Origin of the sequence: Neorhizobium sp. T7_12, assembly GCF_002968535.1 — a bacterium.
In the GTDB taxonomy this organism is placed as follows: domain Bacteria; phylum Pseudomonadota; class Alphaproteobacteria; order Rhizobiales; family Rhizobiaceae; genus Neorhizobium; species Neorhizobium tomejilense.
Window position 1 is genome coordinate 25,621 of the sequence record NZ_PVBK01000023.1, and the last position, 15,298, is coordinate 40,918.

Annotated in this window: 18 protein-coding genes; 10 read left to right on the forward strand and 8 right to left on the reverse strand. The window is 61.3% G+C overall.

The annotated features are described in order from the left end of the window. Positions 1 to 5: 5 nt before the first annotated feature. Positions 6 to 584 (reverse strand): nitroreductase, encoded by a 579-nt coding sequence (locus C5J26_RS28665; RefSeq protein ID WP_105404907.1) that lies wholly within the window; start codon positions 582 to 584, stop codon positions 6 to 8. Between the two features lie 105 nt (positions 585 to 689). Here C5J26_RS28665 and C5J26_RS28670 point away from each other — a divergent pair, with 105 nt between their 5' ends. Then, positions 690 to 1,676, forward strand: coding sequence for a hypothetical protein (locus C5J26_RS28670; protein ID WP_105404859.1), 987 nt, complete (start codon positions 690 to 692; stop codon positions 1,674 to 1,676). Positions 1,677 to 1,791: 115 nt separating this feature from the next. Here the strand turns inward: C5J26_RS28670 and thrS are convergent, their stop codons facing one another. The 4 genes from thrS to C5J26_RS28690 form a co-directional block, all read right to left on the reverse strand. After that, complete coding sequence (gene thrS, locus C5J26_RS28675; RefSeq protein ID WP_105404860.1) at positions 1,792 to 3,804, reverse strand: threonine--tRNA ligase; 2,013 nt, start codon at positions 3,802 to 3,804, stop codon at positions 1,792 to 1,794. Between the two features lie 126 nt (positions 3,805 to 3,930). Next, positions 3,931 to 4,455 carry a DUF1697 domain-containing protein gene (locus C5J26_RS28680; protein ID WP_105404861.1) on the reverse strand — a complete coding sequence of 175 codons (525 nt, stop codon included), beginning with the start codon at positions 4,453 to 4,455 and terminating at the stop codon, positions 3,931 to 3,933. Between the two features lie 7 nt (positions 4,456 to 4,462). After that, on the reverse strand, positions 4,463 to 4,840 hold the full coding sequence (gene yidD, locus C5J26_RS28685) for a membrane protein insertion efficiency factor YidD (protein WP_105404862.1): 378 nt from the start codon (positions 4,838 to 4,840) through the stop codon (positions 4,463 to 4,465). A gap of 4 nt (positions 4,841 to 4,844) precedes the next feature. Next, positions 4,845 to 5,294 (reverse strand): iron-sulfur cluster assembly scaffold protein, encoded by a 450-nt coding sequence (locus C5J26_RS28690; RefSeq protein WP_172746158.1) that lies wholly within the window; start codon positions 5,292 to 5,294, stop codon positions 4,845 to 4,847. A 286-nt stretch (positions 5,295 to 5,580) separates the two neighbouring features. Between C5J26_RS28690 and folE the strand changes: the two genes are divergently transcribed. The 3 genes from folE to C5J26_RS28705 all read left to right on the forward strand — a co-directional run bounded on the left by folE (position 5,581) and on the right by C5J26_RS28705 (position 7,753). Beyond that, entirely contained in the window at positions 5,581 to 6,195 is a 615-nt protein-coding gene (gene folE / locus C5J26_RS28695) for a GTP cyclohydrolase I FolE (protein ID WP_105404864.1), read from the forward strand. A gap of 28 nt (positions 6,196 to 6,223) precedes the next feature. Continuing rightward, positions 6,224 to 6,685, forward strand: a complete 462-nt coding sequence (hisI, locus tag C5J26_RS28700) for a phosphoribosyl-AMP cyclohydrolase (protein WP_105404865.1) — start codon at positions 6,224 to 6,226, stop codon at positions 6,683 to 6,685. Between the two features lie 108 nt (positions 6,686 to 6,793). After that, on the forward strand, positions 6,794 to 7,753 hold the full coding sequence (locus C5J26_RS28705) for a patatin-like phospholipase family protein (RefSeq protein ID WP_105404866.1): 960 nt from the start codon (positions 6,794 to 6,796) through the stop codon (positions 7,751 to 7,753). 62 nt (positions 7,754 to 7,815) lie between these two features. Here C5J26_RS28705 and C5J26_RS28710 read toward each other — a convergent pair whose 3' ends face one another. Next, on the reverse strand, positions 7,816 to 8,250 hold the full coding sequence (locus C5J26_RS28710) for a CBS domain-containing protein (RefSeq protein WP_105404867.1): 435 nt from the start codon (positions 8,248 to 8,250) through the stop codon (positions 7,816 to 7,818). A gap of 129 nt (positions 8,251 to 8,379) precedes the next feature. Beyond that, positions 8,380 to 9,138, reverse strand: a complete 759-nt coding sequence (locus tag C5J26_RS28715) for a rhomboid family intramembrane serine protease (RefSeq protein WP_105404868.1) — start codon at positions 9,136 to 9,138, stop codon at positions 8,380 to 8,382. 220 nt (positions 9,139 to 9,358) lie between these two features. Between C5J26_RS28715 and C5J26_RS28720 the strand changes: the two genes are divergently transcribed. The 6 genes from C5J26_RS28720 to C5J26_RS28745 all read left to right on the forward strand — a co-directional run bounded on the left by C5J26_RS28720 (position 9,359) and on the right by C5J26_RS28745 (position 14,841). Beyond that, positions 9,359 to 9,940 carry a PAS domain-containing protein gene (locus C5J26_RS28720; RefSeq protein WP_105404869.1) on the forward strand — a complete coding sequence of 194 codons (582 nt, stop codon included), beginning with the start codon at positions 9,359 to 9,361 and terminating at the stop codon, positions 9,938 to 9,940. Positions 9,941 to 10,052: 112 nt separating this feature from the next. After that, positions 10,053 to 10,664, forward strand: a complete 612-nt coding sequence (locus C5J26_RS28725) for a PilZ domain-containing protein (RefSeq protein WP_105404870.1) — start codon at positions 10,053 to 10,055, stop codon at positions 10,662 to 10,664. A gap of 533 nt (positions 10,665 to 11,197) precedes the next feature. After that, on the forward strand, positions 11,198 to 11,809 hold the full coding sequence (locus tag C5J26_RS28730) for a transglutaminase-like cysteine peptidase (protein WP_105404871.1): 612 nt from the start codon (positions 11,198 to 11,200) through the stop codon (positions 11,807 to 11,809). A 227-nt stretch (positions 11,810 to 12,036) separates the two neighbouring features. Continuing rightward, the gene (locus C5J26_RS28735; protein ID WP_105404872.1) at positions 12,037 to 12,771 is read left to right on the forward strand and encodes a hypothetical protein; all 735 of its coding nucleotides are present in this window, start codon (positions 12,037 to 12,039) and stop codon (positions 12,769 to 12,771) included. 190 nt (positions 12,772 to 12,961) lie between these two features. Then, complete coding sequence (locus C5J26_RS28740; RefSeq protein ID WP_245441312.1) at positions 12,962 to 14,485, forward strand: D-alanyl-D-alanine carboxypeptidase; 1,524 nt, start codon at positions 12,962 to 12,964, stop codon at positions 14,483 to 14,485. Positions 14,486 to 14,571: 86 nt separating this feature from the next. Then, positions 14,572 to 14,841, forward strand: a complete 270-nt coding sequence (locus tag C5J26_RS28745) for a hypothetical protein (protein ID WP_046640241.1) — start codon at positions 14,572 to 14,574, stop codon at positions 14,839 to 14,841. Positions 14,842 to 14,856: 15 nt separating this feature from the next. Here C5J26_RS28745 and C5J26_RS28750 read toward each other — a convergent pair whose 3' ends face one another. Next, positions 14,857 to 15,294 (reverse strand): DUF1489 family protein, encoded by a 438-nt coding sequence (locus tag C5J26_RS28750; protein WP_046636189.1) that lies wholly within the window; start codon positions 15,292 to 15,294, stop codon positions 14,857 to 14,859. Between the last annotated feature and the right edge of the window lie 4 nt (positions 15,295 to 15,298).

Genomic DNA, 15,298 nt, shown 5'->3' on the forward strand with positions numbered 1-15,298 from the left:
AAATCCTATTCGCCGGCGTAGGTGACGATCTGCGACAATTCCGGCCGCGGGCGGTCCGGCGTCGCGAAATCGCTTGAGCCGATATGGATGAAACCGGCGATCTTTTCGCCCGGCTTCACGCCGAGGAGCGCCAGCGCCTCGTCGTCATAAGCGACCCATTCCGTACGCCAGTTGGCGACATAGCCATGCGCGTTTGCAGCCATCAGCATGTTGAAGCAGACGGCGCCGGCCGAAAGCACCTGTTCCCATTCGGGAATTTTCGGATGCGGCGCCGCGGTGCTGACGACGGCGACGACCAGCGGCGCACGGGTGAAGCGCATCAGCTCAGCCTCTTTGGCGGTATCAGCCATGTCGGGCGTCTTCTTCAGCGACAGGGCCAGAAACTGTTCGCCGAGCGTCCTGCGCAGGTTGCCGCGATAGACGATGACGCGCCAAGGGGCCAGTTTGCCGTGATCCGGAATGCGGGTTGCGAGGGTGAGAATCGCCTTCAGTTCTTCCTGCGACGGGGCCGGCTCCTTCATCTGGGCTACCGGCGTGGAATGCCTGTCGCGCAGAAAATCGATGAGTTTAACGTCATTTTGCATGGTCAAAGCTTTCATTTGGAGCTGGCGGTCGGGAAGGTCTTGAAATTGCCTTGTCATTGGTCTTCAAGTGACGTCTCGGAAAACAAGAGTCAACCGGTACAACAGATGGCAGGCACTTCCCTTGCGGCACGCTGGTTCCTCGCCGGAGCGATGGCTTTCGGCTCAGTTTTCAGCGCATTCGCCCAGGAAGAAGCCTTCAAGAATTTTCGCGCGCTGGACAGCACGGCGAAGATGCCCAAGCTCAATGCCTTCTCGGCTCTGCCCGGCGGCCCGCCCGGCTCACTCTCAAGGGACGTGCAGTTCGACGCCAAGCTGACGTCCGACGGACAGCCCATGCAGGAAGGCCTCACCTGGCGCGTCTTCAGCCCAATTGCCGGCGAAGACGGAAAATTGCCGCTGGTGGCCAGTTCCGAAGGCGGCTCGGCGTCGTTCCAGCTCCCCCCCGGCGACTATTTCGTCAATTGCGCCTTCGGCCGCGCCGGCGTCACCAAGAAACTGAAAGTCCCCGAAAGCGGAAACGTGCCGAAACAGACGCTGGTGCTCGATGCCGGCGGTTTCGTGCTGAATGCGGTTGCCGGTACCGACCAGCGCATTCCGCCCAAGGAATTGAGCTTTTCGGTCTATTCGGCTGATGTGCGCGACAACGGCGACCGGGCGCTGGTGATGTCGGACGTGAAGCCGAATACAGTCGTGCGGCTGAATGCCGGCACCTATCATGTCGTCTCGGAATACGGCGGCGTCAACGCGGTGGTGCGGGCCGATATCCAGGTGGAGGCCGGCAAGCTTACCCAGGCCGTGCTGCAGCATCGTGCGGCGCAGATCACCCTCAAGCTGGTCTCCCAGCCGGGCGGCGAAGCGATTGCCGATACGGCCTGGTCCGTCCTGACCGCCGCCGGGGACATCGTCAACGAAAGCGTCAGCGCTTTCTCCACCATGGTGCTGTCAGAGGGCGAATATCTTGCTGTCGCCCGCAACAAGACCAAGATCTATCAGCGCTCGTTCACCGTCAAAGCCGGCCGCAATACCGAGGTCGAAGTGCTGATGCGCGAAACGCCTCAGGTCGCCGGCGCCGTTGCCAACGACAGGAACTAGCCGGGTTTCCGCAGCAATCGCCGAACCTTAGCCAGCCCGACGACGCCATCTCATCTTATCGTTGCCCTATCGCATTTGATGGCGCCTGCATTCACAGGCGCCATCATCAGTTAGGTCAGGCTGCTGCCTTTGCCGCCTTCCTGGCTTCGAGGCGACGCAGCACGTCCGGCGGGGTTGCCTCGAGGCTGAGCGAGGCGATCGCCTCGTCCAGCGTCATCGAGGTCTGGGCCTGCGAGCCGAGGCGGCGGATGTTGACCGAACGCTCCTCGGCTTCCTTTTTGCCGCAGACGATGATGACCGGCACCTTGGTGACCGAGTGCTCGCGGATCTTGTAGTTGATCTTCTCGTTGCGGAAATCGGTCTCGACCACCATGCCCGCATCGCGAAGCGCTTCCGCCACCTCGCGACCGTAATCGTCGGCGTCCGAGGTGATCGTTGCAACGACCACCTGCATCGGCGCGAACCACAGCGGCATGTGGCCCGCAAAATTCTCGATCAGGATGCCGAGGAAACGTTCCATCGAACCGCAGATGGCACGATGGATCATCACGGGCTGGGTCTTTTCAGAGTTCTGGTCGATGTAAAACGCGCCGAACCGTTCCGGCAGGTTGAAGTCGACCTGGGTCGTGCCGCACTGCCATTCGCGGCCAATCGCGTCCTTCAGCGTATATTCGAACTTCGGACCGTAGAACGCGCCCTCGCCCGGCAGGATGCCGGTCTTGATGCGGCCTTCCGACTGCGCCTCGATCGTCTTCAGAACATCGAGCATAACGGATTCGGCGCGATCCCAAAGCGCGTCGGTGCCGACGCGCTTGTCCGGCCGGGTCGACAGCTTGACCACGACTTCCTTGAAGCCGAAATCCTCGTAGACCGACAGGATCAGGTCGTTGATCCGCAAGCATTCGGCGGCCATCTGCTCGTCGGTGCAGAAGACGTGCGCGTCGTCCTGGGTGAAGCCGCGCACGCGCATCAGCCCGTGCAGCGCTCCTGACGCCTCGTAGCGGTGCACGAGACCGAATTCGGCAAGCCGGATAGGCAGTTCGCGATAAGACTTCAAGCCATGCTTGAAGATCTGCACGTGACCCGGGCAGTTCATCGGCTTCAGCGCGAATACGCGGTTGTCCGCTTCCTTGTCTTCCGGATGCGTGAAGGCATAGGCAGACTTCACCGCGAACATGTTCTCCTGGTACCAGCCCCAGTGGCCCGACGTCTCCCAGAGCGAGGCATCGAGAACCTGCGGCGCGTTGACTTCCTCATAGGTACCGGCGAGCCGGCGGCGCATATAGGCCGTCAGCGTCTGGAACATGCGCCAGCCCTTGCCATGCCAGAAGACGACGCCCGGACCTTCTTCCTGGAAATGGAAGAGGTCCATTTCCCGGCCGAGTTTGCGGTGGTCGCGCTTTTCGGCTTCGGCCAGCACATGCAGGTACTGGTCGAGTTCTTCCTGCGTCGCCCAGGCGGTGCCGTAGATGCGGGTCAGCATGGCGTTGTTGGAGTCGCCGCGCCAATAGGCGCCGGCAACCTTCATCAGCTTGAAGGCCGTACCGATCTGGCCGGTCGAGGCCATATGCGGACCGCGGCAGAGGTCGAACCAGTCGCCTTGATAATAGATCTTGAGGTCCTGGTCTTCAGGGATCGCATCGATCAGCTCGACCTTGTAGCCTTCACCCTTGGCTGCGAAGACTTCGCGGGCCTTCTCGCGAGACCAGACCTGCTTGGTGAACGGTTTGTTGCGGCCGATGATTTCCTTCATCTTCGCCTCGATCTTCGGCAGATCGTCGGGCGTGAAAGGCGCGTTGCGGGCAAAATCGTAATAGAATCCGTTCTCGATCACCGGGCCGATGGTGACTTGCGTGCCGGGCCAAAGCTCCTGCACGGCCTCCGCCATCACGTGGGCGGCGTCGTGGCGGATAAGTTCCAGCGCTCGGGCGTCGGTGCGGGTGACGATCTCGATCTTTCCGTCGATCACCGGCTCGGCAAGGTCCTGCACGGTGCCATTGATGGTGACGGCGACAGCCTTCTTGACGAGCGACTTGGAAATGCTCTCGGCAACGTCACGGCCAGTCGTGCCGGCGTCGAAAACGCGGACGGAGCCATCGGGAAATGTAAGGGAAACGGATTGGGACATGTCTTTCTCCTGTCCAGTCCCGCCAACGAATGCGGGTGGTGTTGGAATAAATGGCGGTTCGCCCTTGGGGCGCAACCGGCGTGGCTGATAAATGCTTTTGGCGTTTTAGTAAAGGCGAGCGGCCGCTCAGCCGATCATTTCGGCAAGCCCGGCGACCGTGTTGGCATTGCGGATCGTGCCGATGCCGAGCTTTTTTGTGGTCATCGCCGACAGCAGCCGCGTCTCGCTTGCCTTGCCGCCGAAATCCACCCAGAGATCGCCGTCGACGATGGAAATCTTCTCCTCGCCGCGGTGGCGCTCGAGCAGGTTGAGGACACTTTCGGCGAGTGGTTGTCGCATCACCCGCACGCCGACCTCGGAACCCTCCCCTGATGGAAAGGGATTGCCGGCCGCGAGCTTCAGCCAGTCGGCCCCGGTCCTTGCGATGATATCGACATGTTTGCCGAACTGTTTCTCGAAGGCGGTCTCCAGTCTCTGCTCGAGATCGCCGATCGATGACCTGCCGGTTTCGAAGACGAGATTGCCGGTCGAAACCAGGGTCCGGCAATTCCGATAGCCGAGATCCTCCGCCATGGCGCGCAGGTCGGCCATCACGACCCGTTTGCCGCCGCCGAGAACGATGCTGTGAAGCAGCGCGACATAGGTGATCATCGGTTCCTCATGGAGGCGATGCCGGTTTGACATGACGGCGCCAGTATCTCCATGGCGTCCACCAATGCTGCCGCCCTTCGAGCGCTTCCGGCACCGGGTCGAGACCGCTTGTACCACCAGGCCCGCAGCGCCCCACCCGAAACAGCGTCATCCATCCGCCCGGCCACAGCCCATGCCGCGCCACCGCCTCATATCCATATTCCGAGCAGGTCGGAATATGCCGGCAGGAATTGCCGATGAAGCCTGACAGGGTCAGCTGGTAGAGGCGGATCAGCCCCATGCCGAATAGCCGGCCGGGCGTCTTGGCAAACGGGCCGGTCCAGTTGCGTGAGCGGCCTGCCTTCGGTTCGGATCTGGAATGCTGGCAGTCGGGGGCATTGCACATCGGATCAGACGGTGGCCGCTTCGGACCGTTCCCTCGCCTCGATCTGGTCGATCGCATCGACGACCGCTTCGAATGTCAGCATGGTGGAGGGATGGCGGGCTCGGTAGTCCTTGACCGGCTTCAGGTAGCGCATCTCCTCGAACCGGCCGTCCGGCCCCTCGCCGTGTTCCTTCAGCATGGCGAGCATGTCCTGGCGCGCCTTGCGGATCTCGGCCGTGGTTGCGCCGATCACATGCCGCGCCATGATCGAGGACGAGGCCTGGCCGAGTGCGCAGGCGCGGACCTCATGGGCGAAATCCGTAACCCGGTCGCCGTCCATCTTCAGATGCACGCGTACCTTCGAGCCGCACAGTTTCGAATGTTTTTCGGAACTCGCATCCGCATCGGGCAACACGCCCGCATGGGTGATATTGCCGGCGAATTCGAGGATCTTGCTGTTATAGATGTCGTCCATCAAGGCTCGCTTTTGAAACCGCCGTCGCTTGTTGAACACTGCGTCACGTCCGGCGGGCTACCATAAAAGGCTTCCTGCCATTATATGTGATGTCCGGGCGAGATCATCAAGAAAGGATGTTTTCACGAAATCCTACCGAAAACGGAATAGGATATCTTGTAAAAATGTTCGCCGAAGGTCAGATAACCCCAGATTGCCCAAAAATCAGCCGCAGGTGCCCAGCGGCTGATCAGTCCGTGAGTAACGCCAGTCGGATGCGGCCTTGAACCGCATCAGGAGACGATAGATGGATGCCATTGTAAAGAATTTCCCGGCTTCGAAAGAGAAGCAGGTCCGGCCCTCGCAGCAGGAAGCCGAAGAAGCTGTGCGCGTTCTGCTGCGCTGGGCAGGTGATGATCCAGCTCGCGAAGGCCTGCTCGAGACCCCGAAGCGTGTCGCCGCCTCCTACCGCGAACTGTTTGCCGGTTACGAACAGTCGCCGGAGGACGTGCTCGGCCGCACTTTCGAGGAAGTGTCGGGTTATGACGATATTGTGCTGGTGCGCGACATCCCGTTCTTCTCCCATTGCGAACACCACATGCTGCCGATCATCGGCAAGGCGCATGTCGCCTACCTGCCGAACGGCCGCGTCCTCGGGCTCTCGAAGATCGCCCGCGTCGTCGAGATCTTCGGCCGTCGCCTGCAGACTCAGGAAAACCTAACGGCGCAGATCGCCAATGCGATCGAGGAAACGTTAAAGCCGCGCGGCGTCGCCATAATGATCGAGGCCGAGCACCTGTGCATGGAAATGCGCGGCGTGCAGAAGCAGGGCTCGCATACGATGACGACGACGTTTACCGGCGAGTTCAAGGCGAACGCCGCCGAACAGGCCCGTTTCTTCACGCTGGCCCGCAACCGCTGATACGCGGTTGCCCGGGCGGAGTTTCCCCATGCCGCTTTCTTTCGACCAGCCTTCCGACGACAAGACGGAACTCGAAGGCGCTGGCGCTTTCACGCCCCGCTTCGATCAGAACGGTCTCGTCACCGCCGTCGTCACCGATATCCGTGACGGCGAACTGCTGATGGTCGCGCATATGGACGCCGAGGCGCTGGCGCTGACGGTCGAGACCGGCATCGCCCACTATTACAGCCGGTCGCGTGCCAAGATCTGGAAGAAGGGTGAATCCTCCGGCAATCTCCAGACCGTTCATGAGCTGCGCACCGACTGCGACCAGGATGCCGTCTGGCTCAAGGTCTCAGTCGCAGGACACGACGCCACATGCCACACGGGACGCCGCTCCTGTTTCTATCGGGCTGTTACCCAAAGTGATGGTAGGGCGGTTCTTGAAATCACCGACGATCAGCGTCATTTTGACCCAGGTGTGGTCTATTCGGATCAAGGAACCATTTAGGGATCTGCCTCGTTTTTCGGCATGTCTCGACTGAATAAACGATTTCGAAATCTGTTGGTGTGTTAATCGACAGACTGGGGTTTGTTCAGCTGTGGAGGGCGTTTATCGATGCTGAACTGGAGTTGGAACCGTCACGATCCGCAAGCGGCACCTGCCGACGGCGGCGAAACGAACATCCTCGAACCTACCCCTCCTCCCATCATCGAATCCCCCAAAAAAGCAAAGCTTGCCCTCGCCCTCGGCGGCGGTGCCGCGCGCGGCTGGGCGCATATCGGCGTGCTCAGGGCGCTTGACGAAGCCGGGATCGAGGTCGGCATGATTGCCGGCACTTCAATCGGCGCTCTGGTCGGCGGATGTTATCTTGCCGGCAAGCTCGACGAACTCGAAACCTTCGCCCGGTCGCTCACCATGCGCCGCATCGCCGGCCTGCTCGATCTGACGATCGGCGGCGGCGGCCTTCTCGGCGGCATGCGGTTGACCAAGCGGATGCAGGAACATCTCGAAGGCCTGTCGATCGAGGAGCTCGACCGCCCCTTCGTTTCGGTTGCGACCGAACTTCATACCGGCCATGAGGTGTGGATCTCCAGCGGCTCGCTGATCACCGGGCTTCGCGCCTCCTACGCCCTGCCGGGCATTTTCGAGCCGGTGAAATGCAACAACCGCACGCTCGTCGATGGCGCGCTCGTCAATCCGGTGCCGACCTCGGTATGCCGCGCCTATGAGCAGCCGCTCGTGGTCGCCGTCAACCTGAACTATGAGATTTTCGGACGGTCGGCTGTCGTCAAGCACAATGCCAGCGTCCAGCCGATCGATGACGGCCGCAAGAAACCCGAGGATGTCCGCGTCGGTCTGACCGGCACCATGGTGCAGGCTTTCAACATCATCCAGGAACGCATCTCGCGGGCGCGGCTTGCCGGCGATCCACCGGACCTGGCGCTGCATCCGCGGCTTGCCGATATCGGACTGTCGGAATTCCACCGCGCCGGCGAAGCGATCGACCGCGGTTACACGGAGACGATGGCGCAGATCTCGGCGCTGAAGCGCATGCAGGAAGTTTTCGCTCGCTGAGCGGGCAGTTCGCCTCGCCACATATGTAAAGAGCCTCGCCTTTTGGCGAGGCTCGGCCAAAATCAGCCGGCGATATAGGCCTTGATCTGCTCGGCCTCGAGTTCGATCTCGCGGATGCGCGACTTCACCACGTCACCGATCGAGATTATGCCGGCGAGCTTGCCGTCCTGCTCGACGGGCACGTGGCGGAAACGGCCGGAGCTCATCATTCCCATCAGTTCGTCGACGGTCGTTTCGTCCTTGCAGCGCTGCACCGAAGTGGTCATTGCCGACTTAACCGGCTGATCGAGCACGGCGGCGCCCTCGCCGGCGACGGCACGCACCAGATCACGTTCCGTGAAGATGCCGGCGATGCGGCCTTCCATGCCGATCACCACCACGGCACCGATCTTCTTGTCGTTGAGGATCCCGGCGACTTCGAGCAGCGTTTTGTCGGGACCGACGGTCACCACGTCACGCCCTTTTGCATCCAGCATGTTCTTGACGACTATTGCCATGGCTCTCTCCTCGCAACCAGTTCGGCTTGGACATTGTCCGTTCCCGAAAGCAAAGCGCCTGGGTGGAGGAACCGTCCCTGCACGTATGCGGAAGTGTAGAGCGAGGCGGGAAAGAGATCAAGAAAGAGATCAAGGACGCGCGAGCGGCATGGCGCGGCGCGGCAAGGGATCGAAAAGACCGAACAGCAGGAAGCCGAACAGAAAGCCACCGATATGCGCGTCCCAGGCGATCGGCCCCATATCCGCGCCGAACAGTGTCACCCCGAAGGCGATCAGCAGGTTACCGGCAAACCACATGGCAGTGAAGATCACCACGGTGCGGTTGCGGAAGGAGCCGAGGATCGACTGACGCGGATAGAGATGGCCGTGGGTGCGGTCGTAGCCCCGACGTTCCGGGAAGGCGAACCGGCAGGCGGCCCCCATCAGCGCCGAGACGACCCCCGACGCGCCGATCAGCAGCGTCTCGTTGCCCCAGTTGAGCGCGGCGTGGAAGAAGGCGGCGGCCACCGCCGAGAGGATCCAGAAGATCATGTAGCGCAGGGTGCCGATCCGTCTCACGACCGGCGCCCCGAAGGCCATCAACCAAAGCGCGTTGAAGAGGATGTGTTCGATGCCGCCGTGCAGAAGCGAGTAGGTGACCGGCGTCCACGCCCATGCAAAGCCCTGCTCGCCGAGCGGATAGACGTAACGCAACGGCGTGAACGCCAGATTGACGACCATATAGGCGCGCGTATCCTCGTCCAGCACATAGTCCTGCACGATGTAGATGACCGTAAGCAGAGCCAGCGTCACGACAAGGCTCCGCGGGAGATTGAAAATCGGCTGCGAGCGCTCGGCGTCGTCATCCGCCTCGGGCTGCTCGTTTGCCATATCCGGCCCGTCGTTCATGCCAGTCCCTTCCGTCTTCTCATTCCCCGGCGGAATGGCCGACAGCCATATAGGAGCGGCCGTTCAAATGAAAGCACACCGGGATCACAGTCACGCCAGCGCGTCGGAGGCTCATGGATCGTTAACCATGACCCCTCTGCCGTGGCATGGATTTCGCTGCTGAAGAAGGACCAGCCGCGCATGAAGCGCGATCTGTCTCGAAATGCAACAGGTAAGATGAATGCGCAACCAGGCCAGCCGGGCGATCTTCGACTACTGGATCAATCTCAAGCACGACGGGGCACTTCCCCTCAAGACCGAGATCGATCCAGCCGCCTTGCGCCATCTTCTTCCGCATCTTTTCATGGCTGCCATGGACCCTGCCGGCACGCTGGTATTCCGCCTGGCCGGTACCCGCATCTGCGAACTATTCGATCGTGAATTCCGGGGCCAGGCTTTTGCGGATGTCTGGCCGGAAACCGACCACCGGCAGCCGGTGGAAATCGCCCACAACGTCATTCACTCGCAACAGCCGGCGCTTCTGGACGTCCTCGCCTCGAACGGCCACATTCGCCATGCCTATGAGATGTTGCTTCTGCCAATCCGATCGGCGGAGACAACGGCGAGCGACCGCATTTTCGGCGCCCTCCTGCCCCGGCTCTCTCCCTATCCCGTAACGGCGACGCCGGCCACGTTCCTGACGCTCGAGAACTGGACGTTCCTGACCGGCAGCGGTTCGCATTTCGGCGTACCGGTCACGGGCGATCGCGGGATTTTCCGCAACGCGCCAGGTCGGCTTCCGACCGACCGCCCTCCCTCGTGAGAGCGAATGCCGGTCGCGGCAGATAGCAGCGGCGGCGCCTTCCAAAACCTTCTGTTAACCGAGGCGCGCTAATACTCTTAACGATAGACTTAGAAGAGAAAAGCTCTCTCAAATGTATTCATTTCAGCCGGCTCATACTCCATCTACACCCAGCGTTCCCGCACAGCGTTCCTTTCAGCGCGTATCCGTCAATATTCCAGGACGGCTGATGCTGGCGACGCATGAGGAATTTCCCTGCAACGTCGTGGACATGTCGCCGGGCGACGTCAGTTTTGCCTGCGTCGGTCGTCCTCTCGTCGGCGAACGCGTGATTGCCTATCTAGAGCATATCGGCCGGCTGGAAGGCATGGTCGTCAGTGTGTCGGATACCGGCTTCGTGATGTCGATCAACGCGACGGACCGCAAGCGCGAGAAACTGGCCGCCCAGCTGACCTGGATCGCCAACAAGCATGAACTCGGCCTGCCGGAAGATCGCCGCCATGATCGCCTGGCGCCGCGTGTTACCCGCACGGAGATCACGCTCGACGACGGTCGGCGTTATGCCTGCCGCATCGTGGACCTTTCGCTGTCCGGCGCAGCCGTCGATATCGATATCCGCCCGGCGCTCGGCACACCCGTCCGGCTCGGCAACATGCGCGGCCGAGTCGTGCGTCACTTCATGGAAGGCGTGGCGATCGAGTTCAATTCGGTCCAGTCGCGCGAAACGCTGACCGAATTCCTCTAAAAGCATTCTCACCATCGCCATCCGGAAGCGTCCCGTTCGGGGCGCTTTTTTTGTTGTCTGCCTCCGCCAGCCGTCCCGTTTCGTTGCTGGACAGACCGAAAAAAGCCGGCGGCTTGTGCCGAAACGGGCTTTCTTTCAAAAAAATGTCCCCTTTCGGCACTTTTTTTGAGGCCGAGAATCGACCTCGGCGAGCCCGATTCGACTGTGGTGCACCCTCACTCCGCCCTTTCCTTTCCTGCTCCAACACAACCAACCGCCGCCATATCCGGGTTCCCGACGCTCCGGCTGCTGCTCCAGCCCTTCGCAAGAAGTGCTTGAATTACAGGCGGATAGCGGGAAAGCGGCAATGCCGGCAGGACGCATTTTATGAAAACCAATGGCAAATTTGTCTCGAATTTTATGAAAGTTCGAGATGCATTTGAGCTATGTTTTAGACGAATTGAATTCAAATAAGATATTGATTTTACTACGAGATTTTCCGGTCGATCAAACCCTGTCTGGCAGTGTTCTTCCCACAACGGGGAGACATAAAAATGAAGTACAGCAAGGGACTGGGCCTCGCCGCCATCACCGCCATCGTCACAATCTTTACCGCCGGAAATTCGTTCGGCATGCCGGCCGGCTCCGTGCGTGTTCTCGGCCAGGCCAATCCGCCGCTCGGCCACTATGAGTTTTGCAAGACCTATGTCAGCGAATGCGCCGCGACCTACAAGGACGCCGGCCCGTTGGCGCTGACCGAAGACAAGTGGCGCACGCTTCTGGACGTCAACTACACGGTCAATTCCTCGATCACGCCGATGACCGATCAGGACATCTACGGTGTCGAAGAGCGCTGGGCCTATCCCCGCACCGTCGGCGACTGCGAAGACTTCGTGCTTCTGAAGCGGAAGATGCTGATCGCGAAGGGCTTTTCGCCGTCGGACCTGCTGATTACCGTCGTCCTGCAGCCGAATGGCGAAGGTCACGCGGTCCTGACTGTCCGCACCGATCGCGGCGACTTCGTGCTCGACAACATGCGCAACAAGGTCATGGTCTGGTCGGATACCGAATACACCTTCCTGAAGCGCCAGGCGAACGACGATCCCGCCCGCTGGGTCAAGCTGCAGGACGGTCGCGCCACCGCCGTCGGCTCGGTCGGCCAGTAATCCCACCTCTCCTGTCGGCGGGAAACCGCGGCGACCCGAGCCGCGGTCAATGGGCACGATCGCACCTCTGTAGGCGATCGCCCGAACTGTCCCGGATTCGATTTGCTTTACGAAGCGTTAATCATAACGATCCAGACTGTAGCCAAATCGCTTGGCCTCTTCCCGTATTCCTGTCCCGTTCCGGCGCTGGCGAATCCCCTCTCGAACGAGAACATGGAGCGCACGTCATGGCAGGTCCGGCCCGGAACCTCTCGGCTGCAGAAGAAACGCCGCTCCTCTCCAATCGCTTCGTCTATCGGCTGACTGTCGCCATCGCCGTCCTTGCTTTGTTGACGGCGGTGGTCAGCATCAGTGGTCATTGGTTCGGCCAGCGTATCGCACTTGCCGGCCACACCGACGGTACCGAAGAATTCCTGATTCGGATCGGCCAGGACAAGCTCAAGCTTCCTGCCAACACCATTCGCTTCCGCGACCAGCGCCGGGCCGGTATCACCGAGCGCGTCGACCTCTATCTCACATGGCCGGAGCTTGAAGGTTACAGCGCCGGCCTGCGGTCTCGCTTCGATGATGTCGGCCAGTCTTCCTCATTGATTTTCCTGCAATTATCCCAGAGCACCATGTCTCGCGACATGTCCGGGCGGCTGGAGCCGATATACTCAAAACTGTTCGACGGCGCGCCGCAGCAGGCGGCCTTCGGATTGACGCTTCACCGGCTGCGCGCCGACTCGGGCTATGGCAGCGAGATCGTCCTGACGGGGCGGGTCGCCGGTGCACCGGATTACGTCGTGCGCTGCGTGCTGCCGGCTGCCGGTGAGAAGGCGACCAGCGGCGACTGCCAGCGGGATATCCACATCGGGCATGACCTGACGATACTTTATCGCTTCTCCAGTGCGCTTTTGAGGGATTGGCAACATATTGATGCCGCAGTTCGCCTCTTTGTCGAAAACCGGTTGGCGAAATAAGCCGCCGCGGACGGGTCCGGTCCAAGCCCCAAGTTGATGTCTAAAATGCAGTATATCGAAGCAAGCTGCTGTTCATCATAAACCTCTTGGTAACGCTAATCCCCTAGATTGACGGGTAACGGTCGTGGCGGGGGCGCGTCCGGATATGACTGATGTGATGCAAGCGATGAGTGCGGCAGTGTCGAAAAAAATGTTCTCTGCATTCCCTTCGAAGGGTGATGCGACGGTTCCGGGACGTTTTCTCGGGTTTCTCTTCACATTGGCTGTGGCGATTTCGATCTTTTCGACGCCGGCTGCCGCAGGTCCGAAATATGCCGGTATCGTAGTCGACGCCAAGACCGGCAAGGTTCTCTATTCCGAGGATCCGGATGGTCTGCGTTACCCCGCGTCGCTCACCAAGATGATGACGCTCTACCTGACTTTCGAAGCGCTTGAAGCCGGCCGGATCAGCCTCGACACGCAAGTCCCGGTCTCGGCTCATGCTGCATCCGAGCCGCCCTCCAAGCTCGGCGTTCGCGCCGGCGGTTCGGTCTCGGTCGACCAGGCCATCCGCGCACTCGTCACTCGCTCCGCCAACGACATCGCTACCGCTCTCGGTGAATTCATCGGCGGCTCCGAAGAGCGCTTTGCATCGTTGATGACCGGCAAGGCACGTGCGCTCGGCATGACCCGTACCACCTATCGCAACGCCAACGGCCTGCCGAATACCGCGCAGATGACGACGGCACGTGACCAGGCGCGTCTCGGCATGGCCCTGCGCCAGCACTTCCCGCAATATTACGGCTACTTCGCGATCCGCAGCTTCAATTTCGGCAAGCAGACGATCGGCAATCACAATCGCCTGGTTGGCAACGTCAAGGGCGTCGATGGCATCAAGACCGGCTACACCCGCGCCGCCGGCAGCAATCTTGCAACTTCGGCCCAGCTCGATGGACGTTCGATCGTCGCCGTCGTGCTCGGTGGCCGCTCCAGTGCTGCCCGTGACGCAACGATGCGCAAGCTGGTTGCGGAATATCTTCCGGAGGCATCTCGCGGCGGCAACAACAACCTGATCGCTCAGGTGGCTCCGGCTGCCCCGGCTGCGCCCGCTCCTTCTCTGCCGGTCAGGTCCGCTTCGCCGGTTGCCGCGTCCCAGTCCGACGCACGCCAGATGGCTGCCCTCGACCTGCCGCCCAGCGGCCCGCTGCCTGGCGCCCGTTATGCCGAGCAGCAGGCTGCAGCCATGGCTCCCGCCGCATCGGCCTATGCCGCGGAACCGGAACAGAAGAAAGTCATCACCCAGGCGATGAACTCGGCAATGGCCTCCGCCGTCCCGACGCCGGCTCCGGAATATATGCCGGCCAAGACCGAGGTGGCCGTGGCGCACCGGACGAGCCGCTCGGCCGTCGATGAAGTGACGACCGCTTCTACCAAGGCCTCTGCCTCCGCGGCATCCGCAAAGCCCTCCTCCGAGGCGTCGATGGCGGCGAACGGCTGGGTCATTCAGATCGGCGCCTCGCCGAACCAGAAACAAGCTCAGGATCTCCTGCAGAATGCGCAGGATAAAGGCGGCAAGGTATTGCGTTCCGCCAAACCCTTCACTGTCGCCTTCAGCAACAATGGCGAACAGATCTACCGCGCCCGCTTCGGCGGCTTCGACGACCAGAAGACGGCCATCGATGCCTGCAACCTGTTGAAGAAGAAGGGCATCAGCTGCTGGGCGTCGCTTCAGTGAGCGTCGCCGCCGGCGATCAAGGAAATACCCGCGCCGGGCTTTCGGCGCGGAGGGATCTCGAGAGTAACGAGTAGACGGGGTTTCCGATGGCAATGAATGAAAACAGCGCAGAACTGGCCTTCAAGCCGGCGCAGAAGTCCAGAGCGAAGGGCGTCGCCCTCAACCCGCTTCACGAGGCGGCCATGCGGCTTGCCGGTCTCGGCTTGAACCGTTCCAAGGAAAAGACCCGCGACCTGGTCGCCATGCTGCTCAGCCACGGCGCCCGCGCCTGGCGGCATTCCCAGCCGGAAGCCAATGTCCACCTGCATATCGGCATCCGCGCCGGCCGTGCGCCAGTCCGCATCAGGCTTCGCTGATCGCGAGATCAGCCGCTACAGAAGTCCAAGTTCGGCCAGTTCCCGCCGCAGATCTTCCGGAAGCGCCGCCACGTCCTCGCCCAGTTTGCCGAGGTCGCGCGGCGCTTCTTCGCTTTTCAGATACCGCCATCCCTGGAAAGGCCGTTTCGGCTGCGGTGCGGTCTCGATGACCTCGGGCCCGAGCACCAGCTGGCAGCGCTGGATGCCGTCGCCGCCGGTAACCGTGCGAATGTCGAGCAGCTTCTGCCGCGCCATCACCTGCCCTTTGATCACCCAGTAAAGCGATCCGTCGTCAAGCAGTTCCTCCATGCGCTTCGGCGCCATGCGGGTCGTATGGATGCTGTGCGGCTCGAGGCCAGCAGCCATCGCATTGAGCGACCGCTCGGCGACCCAGTCCTGGAGATCCTGGATCGAATCGGCGCCGACGCAGAGTTTGATGAGATGTAGAGCCATGGTT

Coding starts and splice junctions, on each gene's coding strand:
- C5J26_RS28665 (WP_105404907.1), bottom strand. CDS start 584: ATGCAAAATGACGTTAAACTCATCGATTTTCTGCGCGACAGGCATTCC.
- C5J26_RS28670 (WP_105404859.1), top strand. CDS start 690: ATGGCAGGCACTTCCCTTGCGGCACGCTGGTTCCTCGCCGGAGCGATG.
- thrS (WP_105404860.1), bottom strand. CDS start 3,804: ATGTCCCAATCCGTTTCCCTTACATTTCCCGATGGCTCCGTCCGCGTT.
- C5J26_RS28680 (WP_105404861.1), bottom strand. CDS start 4,455: ATGATCACCTATGTCGCGCTGCTTCACAGCATCGTTCTCGGCGGCGGC.
- yidD (WP_105404862.1), bottom strand. CDS start 4,840: ATGTGCAATGCCCCCGACTGCCAGCATTCCAGATCCGAACCGAAGGCA.
- C5J26_RS28690 (WP_172746158.1), bottom strand. CDS start 5,294: ATGGACGACATCTATAACAGCAAGATCCTCGAATTCGCCGGCAATATC.
- folE (WP_105404864.1), top strand. CDS start 5,581: ATGGATGCCATTGTAAAGAATTTCCCGGCTTCGAAAGAGAAGCAGGTC.
- hisI (WP_105404865.1), top strand. CDS start 6,224: ATGCCGCTTTCTTTCGACCAGCCTTCCGACGACAAGACGGAACTCGAA.
- C5J26_RS28705 (WP_105404866.1), top strand. CDS start 6,794: ATGCTGAACTGGAGTTGGAACCGTCACGATCCGCAAGCGGCACCTGCC.
- C5J26_RS28710 (WP_105404867.1), bottom strand. CDS start 8,250: ATGGCAATAGTCGTCAAGAACATGCTGGATGCAAAAGGGCGTGACGTG.
- C5J26_RS28715 (WP_105404868.1), bottom strand. CDS start 9,138: ATGAACGACGGGCCGGATATGGCAAACGAGCAGCCCGAGGCGGATGAC.
- C5J26_RS28720 (WP_105404869.1), top strand. CDS start 9,359: ATGCGCAACCAGGCCAGCCGGGCGATCTTCGACTACTGGATCAATCTC.
- C5J26_RS28725 (WP_105404870.1), top strand. CDS start 10,053: ATGTATTCATTTCAGCCGGCTCATACTCCATCTACACCCAGCGTTCCC.
- C5J26_RS28730 (WP_105404871.1), top strand. CDS start 11,198: ATGAAGTACAGCAAGGGACTGGGCCTCGCCGCCATCACCGCCATCGTC.
- C5J26_RS28735 (WP_105404872.1), top strand. CDS start 12,037: ATGGCAGGTCCGGCCCGGAACCTCTCGGCTGCAGAAGAAACGCCGCTC.
- C5J26_RS28740 (WP_245441312.1), top strand. CDS start 12,962: ATGTTCTCTGCATTCCCTTCGAAGGGTGATGCGACGGTTCCGGGACGT.
- C5J26_RS28745 (WP_046640241.1), top strand. CDS start 14,572: ATGGCAATGAATGAAAACAGCGCAGAACTGGCCTTCAAGCCGGCGCAG.
- C5J26_RS28750 (WP_046636189.1), bottom strand. CDS start 15,294: ATGGCTCTACATCTCATCAAACTCTGCGTCGGCGCCGATTCGATCCAG.